13 protein-coding genes are annotated in these 14,043 nt (G+C 63.9%); 1 reads left to right on the top strand and 12 read right to left on the bottom strand.

Annotated elements, in window-relative coordinates:
- Nucleotides 1-123: 123 nt before the first annotated feature.
- The 4 genes from CAG34_RS00700 to CAG34_RS00715 are packed head-to-tail and all read right to left on the bottom strand — an operon-like array spanning nt 124 to nt 3,569.
- Nucleotides 124-1,281, bottom strand: coding sequence for a betaine/proline/choline family ABC transporter ATP-binding protein (locus CAG34_RS00700; protein ID WP_047594687.1), 1,158 nt, complete (start codon nt 1,279-1,281; stop codon nt 124-126).
- Nucleotides 1,278-1,931, bottom strand: a complete 654-nt coding sequence (locus CAG34_RS00705) for an ABC transporter permease (protein ID WP_025337792.1) — start codon at nt 1,929-1,931, stop codon at nt 1,278-1,280. Before CAG34_RS00705 ends, CAG34_RS00700 begins: the two co-directional genes overlap by 4 nt.
- Nucleotides 1,928-2,842: a glycine betaine ABC transporter substrate-binding protein gene (locus tag CAG34_RS00710; protein WP_025337793.1), complete on the bottom strand. Its 915-nt coding sequence runs from the start codon at nt 2,840-2,842 to the stop codon at nt 1,928-1,930. The genes CAG34_RS00705 and CAG34_RS00710 overlap by 4 nt, the downstream gene beginning before the upstream one ends.
- A gap of 13 nt (nt 2,843-2,855) precedes the next feature.
- Nucleotides 2,856-3,569, bottom strand: a complete 714-nt coding sequence (locus CAG34_RS00715; RefSeq protein ID WP_085587462.1) for an ABC transporter permease — start codon at nt 3,567-3,569, stop codon at nt 2,856-2,858.
- A 558-nt stretch (nt 3,570-4,127) separates the two neighbouring features.
- On the opposite strand from CAG34_RS00715, the gene CAG34_RS00720 reads away from it, so the two are divergent.
- Nucleotides 4,128-5,711, top strand: a complete 1,584-nt coding sequence (locus CAG34_RS00720) for a peptide chain release factor 3 (RefSeq protein WP_003257876.1) — start codon at nt 4,128-4,130, stop codon at nt 5,709-5,711.
- 194 nt (nt 5,712-5,905) lie between these two features.
- On the opposite strand, the gene CAG34_RS00725 is transcribed toward CAG34_RS00720, so the two are convergent.
- The 8 genes from CAG34_RS00725 to CAG34_RS00760 all read right to left on the bottom strand — a co-directional run bounded on the left by CAG34_RS00725 (nt 5,906) and on the right by CAG34_RS00760 (nt 13,954).
- Complete coding sequence (locus CAG34_RS00725) at nt 5,906-6,985, bottom strand: polyamine ABC transporter substrate-binding protein (protein ID WP_085587464.1); 1,080 nt, start codon at nt 6,983-6,985, stop codon at nt 5,906-5,908.
- A gap of 52 nt (nt 6,986-7,037) precedes the next feature.
- Nucleotides 7,038-7,379, bottom strand: coding sequence for a cupin domain-containing protein (locus CAG34_RS00730; RefSeq protein ID WP_085587466.1), 342 nt, complete (start codon nt 7,377-7,379; stop codon nt 7,038-7,040).
- A gap of 32 nt (nt 7,380-7,411) precedes the next feature.
- On the bottom strand, nt 7,412-8,818 hold the full coding sequence (locus CAG34_RS00735) for an FAD-binding oxidoreductase (RefSeq protein ID WP_085587468.1): 1,407 nt from the start codon (nt 8,816-8,818) through the stop codon (nt 7,412-7,414).
- A 64-nt stretch (nt 8,819-8,882) separates the two neighbouring features.
- Complete coding sequence (locus tag CAG34_RS00740; protein WP_085587470.1) at nt 8,883-9,692, bottom strand: nuclear transport factor 2 family protein; 810 nt, start codon at nt 9,690-9,692, stop codon at nt 8,883-8,885.
- Nucleotides 9,693-10,059: 367 nt separating this feature from the next.
- On the bottom strand, nt 10,060-11,028 hold the full coding sequence (locus tag CAG34_RS00745; protein ID WP_024086321.1) for a peptide ABC transporter ATP-binding protein: 969 nt from the start codon (nt 11,026-11,028) through the stop codon (nt 10,060-10,062).
- On the bottom strand, nt 11,028-11,996 hold the full coding sequence (locus tag CAG34_RS00750) for an ABC transporter ATP-binding protein (RefSeq protein ID WP_003257886.1): 969 nt from the start codon (nt 11,994-11,996) through the stop codon (nt 11,028-11,030). The genes CAG34_RS00745 and CAG34_RS00750 overlap by 1 nt, the downstream gene beginning before the upstream one ends.
- A gap of 10 nt (nt 11,997-12,006) precedes the next feature.
- On the bottom strand, nt 12,007-12,933 hold the full coding sequence (locus CAG34_RS00755) for an ABC transporter permease subunit (RefSeq protein ID WP_025337799.1): 927 nt from the start codon (nt 12,931-12,933) through the stop codon (nt 12,007-12,009).
- A 10-nt stretch (nt 12,934-12,943) separates the two neighbouring features.
- Nucleotides 12,944-13,954 (bottom strand): ABC transporter permease subunit, encoded by a 1,011-nt coding sequence (locus tag CAG34_RS00760; protein ID WP_012316108.1) that lies wholly within the window; start codon nt 13,952-13,954, stop codon nt 12,944-12,946.
- Nucleotides 13,955-14,043 lie beyond the last annotated feature (89 nt).

Genomic DNA, 14,043 nt, shown 5'->3' on the forward strand with positions numbered 1-14,043 from the left:
GGCCGCTATGCGGCCCATCGCCGGCAAGCGCGGCTCCCACAGGTACAGCGCCACCCCGTAGGCTTGTAGAGGACCTGTGGGAGCCGCGCTTGCCGGCGATGGGGCGCAAAGCGCCCCCAGGGATCAAGAAACCACCGCCTCAGCCGGCGACACGATGCTGGTCTTCGCCCCTCGCGAACGCCCCGAACTCAAATAAGCCGCAATCGACTCCTGCGTCACCTCGCCCAAGAACACCTGCTCGGCATCCAACACCGGCAGCCACGCCCGGTTGAACTCGTACATCCGCGACAACAGGATGCGCAAATGCTCATCATGCGACGCCGTGGCATTGAACGGCCGCAGGAAGTCGCCACAAGTCCCTTGCTGGCGATGCATGTCACGCCGGCGCACGTAGCCCAGCGCCTTGTTCTGCGCATCGGTCACCACCACGTAGCGGCGGTCGTGCTCGTCCAGCAGCTCCAGCGCATCGCTCACCGGCGTCTGCGGGCTCACCGATGGCGCGTTGTCTGCCGCATCCTCCGCACGTACCAGCAGCAGGCGCTTGAGGGTGCTGTCCTGGCCGACGAAGTTGCTGACGAAATCATCCGCCGGGTGCGCCAGCAAGGTGTCCGGGTGGTCCAGCTGCAACAGCTTGCCGGCGCGGAAGATGGCGATCTTGTCGCCCAGCTTGATCGCTTCGTCGATGTCATGGCTGACCATGATCACGGTCTTGTTCAAGGCCCGCTGCATCTCGAAGAACTCGTTCTGGATCATCTCGCGGTTGATCGGGTCGACCGCGCCGAATGGCTCGTCCATCAGCAGCACCGGCGCTTCCGCCGCCAAGGCGCGGATCACGCCGATACGCTGCTGCTGGCCGCCGGACAGCTCGCGCGGGTAGCGCTGCAGGTACTGCTTGGGCTCCAGCTTGATCATGTGCATCAGTTCGCGGGCGCGTTCATGGCACTTCTGTTTGTCCCAGCCGAGCAGGCGCGGCACCACGGTGATGTTCTCCTCGATGGTCATGTTGGGGAACAGGCCGATCTGCTGGATCACATAGCCGATGTGCCGGCGCAGGGTGACCTCGTCCAGCCCGGTGGTGTCTTCGCCATTGATGAACACCTGGCCGGAAGTGGGCGTGATCAGGCGGTTGATCATTTTCAGGGTAGTGCTCTTGCCGCAGCCCGAGGGGCCGAGGAACACGCAGATTTCCCCTTCGTTGACGGTGAGGCTTACCGAGTCGACGGCTTTGACGTCCTTGCCGTTGACGTTGAAGGTTTTGCTGAGGTTCTTCAGTTCGATCATGAGCGCAGTCCTTCTGGAGTCAGGGCACGTTGCAGGGTTTGCAGGAGCAGGTCGGCGATGATTGCCAGCAGGCTGACCAGCACGGCGCCGACCAGCAGCATCGACATGTCGCTGCGGCTGATGGAGGTGAGGATGAGTACGCCAAGGCCGCCGGCGCCGATGGTGGCGGCGATGGTCATCACGCCGATGTTCATCACCACGGCGGTGCGCACGCCGGCGAGGATCACCGGCACGGCGATGGGCAGTTCGACCATGCGCAGGCGCTGGCCGAAGGTCATGCCGATGCCGCGCGCGGCTTCACGGATGCCGGGCTCGACGTTGGTCAGGGCCAGGTAGGTGTTGCGCATGATCGGTAGCAGTGAGTAGAGAAACACCGCAGTGATCGCCGGCAGCGGCCCGAGGCCCTGGCCGAACTTGGAGTAGAACGGCAGAAGCAGGCCGAACAGGGCGATCGAGGGGATGGTCAGCAACACCGTGGCGCTGGCCTGCAATGGGCCGGCGACGGCCGGGAAGCGGGTCATGAGGATGCCCAGCGGTACGCCGACGATGATCGCCAGGCCCACGGCGACGCCGACCAGCATGATGTGCTGCCAGGTCAGTTGCAGCACCTGGGCCCAGTCCAGGTGGTTGAAGGTATCGATCAGGTTCATGGCTGGCCCTCGCTGTTCAGTGGGTGCTCACGCAGGAAGGTGGCGGCCACGGCAGTCGGGTTCTGGTGCTCGACATCGACCTTGGCGTTGAGCTGGCGCATGGTTGCGTCATCCAGCTGTTCGGCCAGTGGCTTGAGCAGGCCGGCCAGCTGCGGGTTGGCGTCGAGCACGGCTTTGCGCACCACCGGCGCGGCGGTGTAGTCGGGGAAGTAGTGCTTGTCGTCCTCCAGCAGCTTGAGGTCGAAGGCGTTCAGGCGGCCGTCGGTGGTGTACACCAGCCCGGCGAACACCTGGTTGTTGCGCATCGCGGTGTACACCAGGCCGCCGTCCATCTGACGGATATTGCGGCGGTCCAGTGGCAGGCCGTACATCTCGCGCAGGCCGACCAGGCCATCGGGGCGGTTGGCGAACTCGGTGTCCAGTGCCACCAGGTGGTTGCGGTGGCTTTCGTCACGCAGTACCTGGTTGAGGTCGCTGATGGTGTTGACCTGCGGATAGGCCTCGGCTACCTGCTTGGGCAAGCCCAGGGCGTAGGTGTTGCTGAACTTCGATGGGGTCAGCCAGATCAGGTCCTTCTTCGCATCCAGCGCCTTCACCCTGGCGAAGGTTGCCTCGGCACTGGGCATGCGCTCGTCGATATGGTTGTACGACACCAGCGACACGCCGGTGTATTCCCACATCAGGTCGAGCTGGCCGGTTTCCTGGGCCTGGCGCGCGATATTGCTGCCAAGGCCGGTGGTGACACGCACGTCATAGCCGTTGGCGCGCAGGTATTGCGCGGTGATTTCGGCGAGTACGGTCTGTTCGGTGAACACCCGCGCGCCGATGCGGATCAGTGGTTTGTCCGCCGCCTGGGCAAATCCTGCGAACAGCAGGGCCGCGCCCAGCAGCAAGGCGATTCTCTTGTTCATACGTTCCCTATCTTTATTGGGCCAGGCCACGTTCCAGCCAGCGCTTGCTGGAGAAACTCACCGCCGCGTCCAGCGCCAGCGCCAGCAGTGCGGTGCAGGCGGCACCCAGCAGCAGCTGTGGCTGGTTGTTCAGGGCGATGCCGGGGAAGATCAGGCTGCCCAGGCTGTTGGCGCCAATCAGGAACGCCAGCGGTGCGGTGCCGACGTTCAGCGCCAGGGCCACGCGCACACCGCCAACGATGATCGGCACGGCGTTGGGCAGCTCCACCTGCCACAGTTGCTGGCGCGGGGTCATGCCGATGCCGGTGGCGGCTTCCTTGAGCGAGGCGGGGACGTTTTTCAGGCCCTCGTAGGTGTTGCGCACGATAGGCAGGAGGGAGGCGAGGAACAGCGCGAAGATCGCGGGCCCGGCGCCGATGCCCAGGATACTCAGGGCGATGGCCAGAACGGCCAGGGGAGGGATGGTGTTACCAACGTTGAACAACTGCATGAAGCGCTCGGCTTCGTCGACCCGGTGCGGTCGACTTAACGCAATGCCGGCGGGGATGCCCACGGCCAGCGCCGCCGCCATCGAAGCCAGCACCAGTACCAGGTGCGCTTGCAGGTAGAACCCAAGATCGTCGCGATACCGCGCGATCGTGTCGATGCCGATCCAGTGGACCAGCAGGGCCAGGATGACGAGCACGGCGGCCCATCCCAACAGCCCTTTTCCGTAGCGTTCAGCCACAGGCGGACTCCTTGTGTAGTCGGCGAGCACACTTCTTGGTTGCCGGCCAGTCCTGGCGGCGGGTGGTGTGTTCGCGAGTAGCAGCGTGACGCACGCCGAAGGCTGCGATCAGGCCATGAGCCGAACCCCGTCGGGCCCGAAAAAGCTGATGAAACCAGCTCCCCAACCGAAGCGGGTTGCAGGGGAGTGGACGTCTCCGTGGGTGTAAAGGTTCCCATCTGGGGCGGCATTTGGCCAGCGTTAATCACTGGTTGGTTGGAAAATTGACGAGAAAAAGCAGCGGGTTAATGTGCTGTAGGCGTTGAAATAACTGCTCTTTGGCCATTTGTCGTGATAAAGCGATTGCCTGGCGAATTTGTGGCCTCTGGGCGGGCCCTTTCGCGGGTAAACCCGCTCCCACAGGTCCTGCACAGGTTTCAAAGACGGTGTGATACCTGTGGGAGCGGGTTTACCCGCGAAGAGGCCGGAACAGGCACCGCCGGTTCAGCAAGTTTTGGTCCCGGCCCAACTTCAGGTATGATATCGCCCCTTTTAAATCCCCCAGTCAGGCGATTTCCCATGACCAACCAGGCCGCCGAAGTCGCGAAGCGCCGCACTTTCGCAATCATTTCCCACCCCGACGCCGGTAAGACCACCATCACCGAGAAGCTGCTGCTGATGGGCAAGGCCATTGCCGTCGCCGGTACCGTGAAGTCGCGCAAGTCCGACCGCCACGCCACCTCCGACTGGATGGAAATGGAGAAGCAGCGCGGCATCTCCATCACCACCTCGGTGATGCAGTTCCCGTACCGCGAGCACATGATCAACCTGCTCGACACCCCCGGCCACGAAGACTTCTCGGAAGACACCTACCGCACCCTGACCGCGGTGGACTCGGCGCTGATGGTGCTCGACGGCGGTAAAGGTGTAGAGCCGCGTACCATCGCCCTGATGGACGTGTGCCGCCTGCGCGACACGCCGATCGTCAGCTTCATCAACAAACTCGACCGCGACATCCGCGACCCGATCGAGCTGCTGGACGAGATCGAAGCCGTGCTGAAGATCAAGGCCGCGCCGATCACCTGGCCGATCGGTTGCTACCGCGACTTCAAGGGCGTGTACCACCTGACCGGTGACTACATCGTGGTGTACACCCCGGGCCACGGCCACGAGCGCACCGAAGCCAAGATCATCCAGAAGCTGGACTCGGACGAAGCCCGTGCCCACCTGGGCGACCAGTACGATTCGTTCGTCGAACAGCTGGAGCTGGTGCAGGGCGCCTGCCACGAGTTCAACCAGGAAGAGTTCATCAACGGCCAGCTGACCCCGGTGTTCTTCGGTACCGCGCTGGGCAACTTCGGTGTCGACCATGTGCTTGACGCCGTCGTCGACTGGGCGCCGCGCCCGCTGGGCCGTGTGGCTCACGAGCGCACCGTGGAGCCTGTGGAAGAGAAGTTCACCGGTTTCGTGTTCAAGATCCAGGCGAACATGGACCCGAAACACCGCGACCGCATCGCCTTCATGCGTATCTGCTCGGGCAAGTACGAGAAGGGCATGAAGATGCGCCACGTGCGGATCAACAAGGACCTGCGTATCGGCGATGCGCTGACCTTCTTCTCCTCCGAGCGTGAGCAGCTGGAAGAGGCCTATGCCGGCGACATCATCGGCCTGCACAACCACGGCACCATCCAGATCGGCGACACCTTCACCGAAGGCGAGGCGCTGGGCTTCACCGGTATCCCGCACTTCGCCCCGGAGCTGTTCCGCCGCGTGCGCCTGAAGGACCCGCTGAAATCCAAGCAGCTGCGCCAGGGCCTGCAACAGCTGGCCGAAGAAGGTGCTACCCAGGTGTTCTTCCCAGAGCGCAGCAACGACATCATCCTCGGTGCAGTCGGTGTGCTGCAGTTCGACGTGGTCGCCAGCCGCCTGAAGGAAGAGTACAAGGTCGAGTGCGCCTACGAGCCGATCACCGTATGGTCGGCCCGCTGGATCGGCTGTGACGACAAGAAGAAGCTCGAGGAATTCCAGAACAAGGCCATGGAGAACCTGGCCATCGACGGTGGCGGGCATCTGACCTACCTGGCGCCGACCCGGGTCAACCTGTCGCTGATGGAAGAGCGCTGGCCAGACATCAAGTTCCGCGCTACCCGCGAGCACCACTGATCCTCGAGGCCAGATCAGAACTTTGTGTTGTCTGATCTGGCCCTATCGCCGGCAAGCCAGCTCCCACAGGAATCTCCACAGCCCTGAAGCTTTGTGGTGTTCCATTCCAAATGGATGTCCACAGCTATCAAGGCTTGTGCAGTCCCTGTGGGAGCTGGCTTGCCGGCGATGAGGCCAGTGAAACGACACAGGTCTCAATTCCCTGCCTTGATACTGGTCCAGATCCTCGTCCGAATGCGGTCGATCTTGGCCGGCATCGCCTCCAGCGCATACAGCTTGCCCATTACTTCCTCGCTCGGGTAAATCATCGTATTACCCTTCATCGCTGGTTCCACCAGCCCGTCCGCCTCGAGGTTGCCGTTGGCGTACTGCACATGGTTGCTGATGTTGGCCATCACCTCCGGCTGCAGCAGGTAGTTCATGTAGGCATACCCGGCCTTCTCATCCGGTGCATCGGCCGGCATGGCAACCATGTCGAACCACATCGGTGCGCCTTCCCTGGGTATCGAATACCCCACCTTCACCCCGTTCTTCGCCTCCTCGGCACGATTCTTCGCCTGCAACACATCCCCCGAGAAACCCACCACCACGCAGATATCGCCGTTAGCCAGATCGCCGGTGTACTTCGATGAGTGGAAGTAGCTGATGTATGGCCGCACCTGCATCAGCAGCGCCTTGGCCTTGTCGTAGTCCGCCGGGTTCTGGCTGTGGTGCGGCAGGCCCAGGTAGTGCAGGGCGATCGGTAACAGCTCGGGGCCGTTGTCCAGCACGGCGACGCCGCAGCTTTTCAGCTTGCTCATGTACTCAGGCTTGAAGATCAGGTCCCACGAGTTTATTGGCGCGCTGTCGCCGAGCACCGCCTTGACCTTGTCGACGTTGTAGCCGATGCCGGTGCTGCCCCACAGGTACGGGAAGCCGTATTGGTTACCCGGGTCATTGACCTCCAGTGCCTTGAGCAACACCGGGTTGAGGTTGTGCCAGTTGGGCAACTGCGACTTGTCCAGCTGCTTCAGGGCTTTGCCCTGGATTTGCCGGGCCATGAAGTGGTTGGACGGGAACACCACGTCATAGCCGGAGTTGCCGGTCATCAGCTTGCCGTCGAGGGTTTCGTTGCTGTCGTAAACGTCGTAGGTGGGCACGATACCGCTGGCTTGCTGGAAGTTCTTCAGTGTGTCGGGGGCAACGTAGCTGGACCAGTTGTAGATCTTCACCGTTTCGGCGGCGCCGGCCACGCTGGCGGCCAGCATCAGGGGGGCGAGAAGGAGCGTGCGCATGTCGGGGTTACCTTGCTTTGTGTGTTGTTATCGAAGGCAGGCGATCAGCGGATCAGAAAATAAGGACGTAGGTCTTGCGCACGGTCTCCTGGATGTCCCAGACGCCCGTGCTGTTGGCCGGTAGCATCAGTGCGTCTCCGGCTTCTATGAGCAGCGGCTCGCCACCGTCTGGGGTGAAGGTGCAGCGGCCCTTGGTGAAATGGCAGAACTCCTGCTGCACGATCTGCCGCCGCCAGCGCCCGGGGGTGCACTCCCAGATGCCGGTTTCGACGTCGTCGCTGCGTTCCACGCAGGTGACCGACGTTACCGCCACGGGCTCGCCGAGTGGTACCGCAACGGGGTTGGAGCTATCGAGCACGGCGCTGTCGGTGTTCTTGAAATGGGTGATGCTCATGACCGGTAAATCCTGTGTCGGGGAAAGGGAAGTCAGTGCATGAAGCCTTCCATGAAGTCCGCAAGATTGCTGGCCAGGCGCCGCCTCCAAGGCGCGCTGGCGGGGTTGGCGAGGGTCCGGTCCTCGTGGACGAAGCTCTGGATGATCGCGTTGTAGCCCAGCCAGCGGCAGGGCTCGGGTGGCCAACTGGCCAGGCTTGAAAGCGGGCGGTTGTCGAGCACCCAGGGTTGCGCGGTCAGTTCGTTGTGCTGATTGAGGATCAGCGCCGCCAGGGTGCGTCCGCCCAGGTTGGTGGCGCCGACGCCTTCGCCGCCATAGCCGCCCGCCAGGGCGATGCCGCGCTGGCGGTCGCAGAGCATGTGTGGGCGGAAGCGCCGAGCCATGCCCAGGTTGCCGCCCCAGGAATGGGTGATACGCACGTGCTTCAGCTGCGGGAACAACTCGCTGAACAGGTAGCGGCGCAGCTCGATTTCCTGTTCGTCGAGGTTGAAGTTTTCGCGCAGGCGGCCACCGAAGCGGTAGCCGCCACGGGCGCCGAATACCAGGCGGTTGTCGGCGGTGCGCTGGCCGTAAGTGACCTGGCGGCTGCTTTCGCTGAACGCCTGGCCCTGGTTCAGGCCGATCTGTTCCCAGGTGGCCTCCGGCAGTGGTTCGGTGGCCACCAACAGGCTCTGTACCGGCAGCTGATGTTTGCCCAGTGGCGGCAGGCTGGCGGCGTAGCCCTCCACGGCGGGTACCATCCATTGGCAACGGATGCGCGCCAACGGGGTACGCACCTCACCCGGCTGCCAGTCGATGGCTGGGGTGTTTTCGTAGATGGGTACGCCCAGCGCCTCTACCGCCCGGGCCAGGCCACGCGCCAGCTTGGCGGGTTGGATGGTTGCGGTGTGCGGGCTGTAGATGGCGCCATAGGCATTGCTGACCCGCAACTGAGCGTCAAGCTGTTCGGGGCGTAGCCAGCGGTAGTCGTCCTCGGTCATGCCTTGGCGATAAAGGTCGTCGAGGTAGGCGCGCAGGCTGCGCTCCTGTTCCGGGTAGCGCGCGGCGCAGTACAGCACGCCGCCTTTGCGGTAGTCGCAGTCGATGCTCTCGCGATGCAGCACGCGGTGTACTTCATCGGGAATGCCATGCAGCAGGTCGATGCTGGCGCGGCGCTGTTGCGGCGACAGGGTGGCCAGCAGGCGGTCTTCGCCGAGCAGGTTGCCCATCAGCCAGCCGCCGTTGCGCCCCGAGGCGCCGAAGCCGGCGATGTTGGCGTCGATTACCGCGATGTTCAACTGTGGCGCCTGGCGCTTGAGGTAGTAGGCGCTCCACAGGCCGGTGTAGCCAGCGCCGATGATGCACACATCCGCGTCCAGGTCCTCGCGCAGGGCCGGGCGGGCGCACAACGGCTCGTCGAGCTGGTCCATCCACAGGCTGAGCGTGCGCAGGGGTTGCATCGGGTTCGGCTCCACATCCGTCAAGGTCTGTGGGCGATCCTAGTGGTGTCGACGGGCGGCTGTCCTACGTGCGTGCACGCAGGGAAATTTGCTTCAGGTACGCCTTGGGCGTAAGCCCGGTGTGTTCGCGAAAACACTTGTAGAACGCCGACAACGAGTTGAAACCGGCATTGAACGCCAGCTCGTCGATCGTGGCTTCGATGCTGTCGTCGTCGAGGCTGGCCATCAGGTGCTGCAGGCGGGCCTGGTTGACGTAGCGGTAGAAGCTTTGCCCGAGCACCTGGTTGAGCAGGTAGGAGATCTGGTTGCGGCTGTAGCCGCTGGCGTCGGCCACCTGCTGCAGGTCCAGCTCCGGGTCCAGGTAGGGGCGCTGGCGCTGGAAGTAGTGTTCCAGGTCCTGGGCCATGGTCGACAGCTGTCGGGGTGACAGGCCCAGGCGGCTGGTGGCCGGGCGCGGGCCGCTGCTGGCATGGCCACTGCTGCTCCGGCGGACCAGCGTGGCGTATTCGTTGACCTGCCAGATCAGGCCGCCCTTCACGGTAATCGCCTCGCTGGACTGGAACGCCACCAGACCGTCGCCGCCTTGGACCGTGACCTGGTACTGGATGAACGCGGTACAGCCGTCGACGCGGATGCGGTCGCTGTGCACGATATCTTCGCCGGCTTCATGGGGCAGGCAGGCGCGTACGTAGTCACGCAGTTCCTGGTAGCCGAGCACGCGGTTCTGGAAGAAGTCGTGGTACTGGATGTCGGGGTGGTAGAGCGCCATGACGCCGTCGAGGTCGCGGTGCTTCCAGCACAGGTGGTAGCGCAGCACGGTGTCGGCGGTGAGCGGGGTCTGCTCGGGGCCGTCGGGGAGGGTGGTGGCGGTCATGAGCCTGATAGTGCATTGCAGAACACCCAGCTGCAAGGGTGCGGATCCGGCATATTGCACGGTTTTTTCAAGCGGCTTGGGGAGTAAGCCGTTGATTCGGTTGAGAGTGATTTTTTGACAGGGATGGCATGGCGAGTGCACCGGTCTGTTCAACATCGAACAAGGAGAAAGGCCATGCGCTCGATACTGCTCTGGATGATTGGGGTGCCGATTCCGGTGATTATCCTGATCTGGTTCTTCATGCATTGAGATTTTTGGGGCCGCTTTGCGGCCCATCGCGACACAAGGCCGCTCAGGAGATCGCGGTCCCTTGTAGGAGCGGCCTTGTGTCGCGATGGGCTGCAACGCAGCCCCGGCTATCTAAAGGCTAAAGAAACTGCTCGGCATAGTGACAAGCCACTTGCCGCGTACTCACCTGCCGCAACGCCGGCACCTCCTTGGCACACCGCTCGGTCGCATACGGGCAGCGCTTGTGAAACGCACACCCATCCGGCGGGTTCAGCGGGTTGGGCAACTCCCCGGCAATACGGATCTTCGGCTTCAAAGGGTCCGGGTGAATCGCCGGCGTCGCCGACAGCAGCGCCTGGGTATACGGGTGCAACGGCCTTTCGTAGATATCTTCTTTCGGCCCCATCTCCGCAGGCCGGCCGAGGTACATCACCAGCACCTGATCGGCCACATGCCGCACCACCGCCAGGTTGTGCGAGATGAACACGTAGGCGGTGTTGAACTCCTTCTGCAAATCCATGAACAGGTTCAGCACCTGGGCCTGGATCGACACGTCCAGTGCCGAGGTCGGCTCGTCCGCCACCAGCACCTTGGGCTGCAGCATCATTGCCCGGGCCAGGGCGATACGCTGGCGCTGGCCACCGGAGAACATGTGCGGGTAGCGCTGGTAATGCTCGGGGCGCAGGCCGACCTGTTCCATCATCTTCTGCACCTTTTCTCGCCGCTCGGCCTTGCTCAGCGAGGTGTTGATCAGCAGCGGCTCGGCCAGCTGGTCACCAATCTTCTGCCGTGGGTTGAGCGAGGCGTAGGGGCTCTGGAACACCATCTGTACGTCGCGGCGCAGTTGCTTGCGCTCGCTCTTGCTGGCGCCTTTCACTTCGGTGCCGGCAATTTGCAGCGAGCCGGACGACGGCTCTTCGATCAGGGTCAGTGCGCGGGCCAGGGTCGACTTGCCGCAGCCGGACTCGCCGACCACGGCCAGGGTCTTGCCGGCCTCCAGTTCGAACGACACGCCATTCAGCGCGCGGACCAGGGCGTGGCCCTTGAACAGCCCGCGGGAGACTTCGTAATGCCGGGTCAGCTCCCGGGCGGATAGAACGACGGCCATCACGCCACCTCCTGGTTCAGCGGGTAGAAGCAACGCACCAAGCCATGGGCCTGGGGATCGAGGGGCGGGCGCTGGCGCCGGCAGTTGTCCTGCACGTACGGGCAGCGCGGTGACAGCAGGCAACCCACGGGGCGGTCGTAGCGGCCGGGGACGATGCCGGGCAGGGTGGCCAGGCGTTCGGCACCGATGCTGTGCTCGGGGATCGCCGCCAGCAACGCTTCGCTGTAGGGGTGGGCGGGCACGTCGAACAGCTCCGGCACCTGGCCCACTTCAACGGCCTGGCCGGCGTACATCACGCACACCCGCCTGGCCGTTTCGGCGACCACGGCGAGGTCGTGGGTGATCAGGATGAGCGCCATGTTGCGCTCCTTCTGCAGGTTGACCAGCAGCTCCATGATCTGCGCCTGGATGGTCACGTCCAGCGCAGTGGTGGGTTCGTCGGCAATCAGCAGCTTGGGCTCGCCGGCAATCGCCATGGCAATCGCCACGCGCTGGCTCATGCCGCCGGACAGCTGGTGCGGGTAGGCGTCCAGGCGGCTTTCCGCAGCCGGGATCTCGACCTTTTTCAGCAGCTCCAGGGCACGCTGGCGCGCGGCCTTGCCCTTCAGGCCCAGGTGCTGGCGCAGCACTTCCTCGATCTGGTAGCCCACGGTGTAGCTGGGGTTGAGCGCGGTCATCGGGTCCTGGAAGACCATGGCGATGTCCTTGCCCACCACCTTGCGTCGCTGGCGACCGCTGAGCTTGAGCATGTCGGTGCCGTCGAAGGTGAGCGAGTCGGCGGTGATGCGCCCGGGGGCGTCGATCAGGCCCATCAGGGCCATCATGGTCACGGACTTGCCCGAGCCGGATTCGCCGACGATGGCCAGGATCTCGCCGGCCTCCACCGTAAGGTCCAGGCCATCGACCACCGGTACCGCATTGGCGTCGCCGAAGCGCACGTTCAGGTTGTTGATCTGCAACAGTGACATGGCGTTCTCCTCAGGCGGCGTTCTTGAGTTTCGGGTCCAGCGCATCGCGCAGGCCGTCGCCCATCAGGTTGATTGCCAGCACACTGAGCAGAATGGTCAGGCCGGGCAGGCTCACCACCCACCAGGCGCGCTCGATGTAGTCACGGGCCGAAGCCAGCATGGTGCCCCACTCCGGGGTCGGCGGCTGTACGCCAAGGCCAAGGAAGCCCAGGGCGGCGGCGTCGAGGATGGCCGAGGAGAAGCTGAGGGTGGCCTGCACGATCAGCGGTGCCATGCAGTTGGGCAGCACGGTGACGAACATCAGCCGTGGCAGCCCGGCACCGGCCAGGCGTGCGGCGGTGACGTAGTCGCGGTTCAGCTCGCCCATCACGGCGGCGCGGGTCAGGCGCACGTAGGATGGCAACGACACAATGGCGATGGCGATCACGGTGTTGATCAGGCCTGGGCCGAGGATGGCGACGATGGCCACTGCCAGCAGCAGCGAGGGCAGGGCCAGCATCACGTCCATCAGGCGCATGATCGACGGGCCGAGCAGTTGTGGGAAGAAACCGGCCAGCAGGCCCAGCAGGATGCCAGGGATCAGCGACATCACCACCGACGACAGGCCGATCAGCAGCGACAGCCGCGCGCCCTGGATCAGCCGCGAAAGCAGGTCGCGGCCCAGTTCGTCGGTGCCGAGGATGAACTGCCAGCTGCCACCTTCGAGCCACACCGGTGGGGTCAGCAGGAATTCACGGTACTGCTCGCTCGGGTCATGCGGGGCGACCCATGGCGCGAACAGCGCGCAGAACACTACCAGGCACATGAAGGCCAGGCCCATCACCGCGCCTTTGTTGCGGGCGAAGGCTTGCCAGAATTCTTTGTATGGCGAGGGGTAGAGCAGGCTCTGGTCCACCGGGCTGACCGGTGTGACGGATTTCGGAATCGGGCTAGTCATGGCGAAGGCCTCAGCGCTGATGACGGATGCGTGGGTTGGCCAGGCCGTAGAGGATATCCACGACGAAGTTGACCAGGATCACCAGGCAGGCGATCAACAGGATGCCGTTCTGGACCACGGGGTAGTCACGGGCACCGATGGCTTCGATCAGCCACTTGCCGATGCCCGGCCAGGAAAAGATGGTTTCGGTCAGCACCGCACCGGCCAGCAACGTGCCGACCTGCAGGCCGAATACGGTCAGTACCGGGATCAGCGCGTTGCGCAGGCCGTGCACGAACACCACGCGGGCCGGCGACAGGCCTTTGGCGCGGGCGGTGCGGATGTAGTCCTCGCGCAGCACTTCGAGCATCGACGAGCGGGTCATGCGGGCAATCACCGCCAGCGGGATGGTGCCCAGCACGATGGCCGGCAGGATCAGGTGCATCACCGCGTCCTTGAACGCGCCTTCCTCGTCGCTGAGCAGGGTGTCGATGAGCATGAAGCCGGTCTTCGGCTCGATGTCGTAGAGCAGGTCGATGCGCCCGGACACCGGGGTCCAGCCCAGGCTTACCGAGAAGAACATGATCAGGATCAGGCCCCACCAGAAGATCGGCATCGAGTAACCGGCCAGGGAAATGCCCATCACCCCGTGGTCGAACAGCGATCCGCGCTTGAGCGCGGCGATCACCCCGGCCAGCAGGCCGACGATGCCGGCGAACAACAGGGCGGCAAAGGCCAGTTCGAGGGTGGCCGGGAACAGGGTGAGGAACTCGCTCCACACGCTCTCGCGGGTGCGCAGCGATTCACCGAGGTCACCCTGGGCCAGCTTGCCGACGTAGTCCAGGTACTGGACCGGCAGCGGCTTGTTCAGGCCCAGGCGCTCCATGGCCTGGGCATGCATTTCGGGGTCGACCCTGCGCTCGCCCATCATCACTTCCACCGGGTCGCCGGGGATCAGGCGTATGAGCGCGAAGGTCAGCAAGGTGATACCGAAAAAGGTCGGTATCAGCAGGCCAAGGCGCCGGGCAATAAAGCTCAACATTGTCTGGGTTACCTCATCAGGCCGTGCGGCTAGCAGCACGCTACGGGGTGCCGCCGGTCCCCGTGTGGGTTGCCGGCGGTCGTTGTTGT

The sequence above is a fragment of the Pseudomonas sp. B14(2017) genome (assembly GCF_002113255.1).
In the GTDB taxonomy this organism is placed as follows: Bacteria; Pseudomonadota; Gammaproteobacteria; order Pseudomonadales; family Pseudomonadaceae; genus Aquipseudomonas; species Aquipseudomonas putida_Z.

What these genes read in the sequence shown, in the direction of transcription:
- CAG34_RS00735 (WP_085587468.1), bottom strand. Translation starts at nt 8,818, where the DNA reads ATGCAACCCCTGCGCACGCTCAGCCTGTGGATGGACCAGCTCGACGAG.
- CAG34_RS00750 (WP_003257886.1), bottom strand. Translation starts at nt 11,996, where the DNA reads ATGTCACTGTTGCAGATCAACAACCTGAACGTGCGCTTCGGCGACGCC.
- CAG34_RS00740 (WP_085587470.1), bottom strand. Translation starts at nt 9,692, where the DNA reads ATGACCGCCACCACCCTCCCCGACGGCCCCGAGCAGACCCCGCTCACC.
- CAG34_RS00705 (WP_025337792.1), bottom strand. Translation starts at nt 1,931, where the DNA reads ATGAACCTGATCGATACCTTCAACCACCTGGACTGGGCCCAGGTGCTG.
- CAG34_RS00710 (WP_025337793.1), bottom strand. Translation starts at nt 2,842, where the DNA reads ATGAACAAGAGAATCGCCTTGCTGCTGGGCGCGGCCCTGCTGTTCGCA.
- CAG34_RS00720 (WP_003257876.1), top strand. Translation starts at nt 4,128, where the DNA reads ATGACCAACCAGGCCGCCGAAGTCGCGAAGCGCCGCACTTTCGCAATC.
- CAG34_RS00730 (WP_085587466.1), bottom strand. Translation starts at nt 7,379, where the DNA reads ATGAGCATCACCCATTTCAAGAACACCGACAGCGCCGTGCTCGATAGC.
- CAG34_RS00760 (WP_012316108.1), bottom strand. Translation starts at nt 13,954, where the DNA reads ATGTTGAGCTTTATTGCCCGGCGCCTTGGCCTGCTGATACCGACCTTT.
- CAG34_RS00755 (WP_025337799.1), bottom strand. Translation starts at nt 12,933, where the DNA reads ATGACTAGCCCGATTCCGAAATCCGTCACACCGGTCAGCCCGGTGGAC.
- CAG34_RS00725 (WP_085587464.1), bottom strand. Translation starts at nt 6,985, where the DNA reads ATGCGCACGCTCCTTCTCGCCCCCCTGATGCTGGCCGCCAGCGTGGCC.
- CAG34_RS00745 (WP_024086321.1), bottom strand. Translation starts at nt 11,028, where the DNA reads ATGGCCGTCGTTCTATCCGCCCGGGAGCTGACCCGGCATTACGAAGTC.
- CAG34_RS00700 (WP_047594687.1), bottom strand. Translation starts at nt 1,281, where the DNA reads ATGATCGAACTGAAGAACCTCAGCAAAACCTTCAACGTCAACGGCAAG.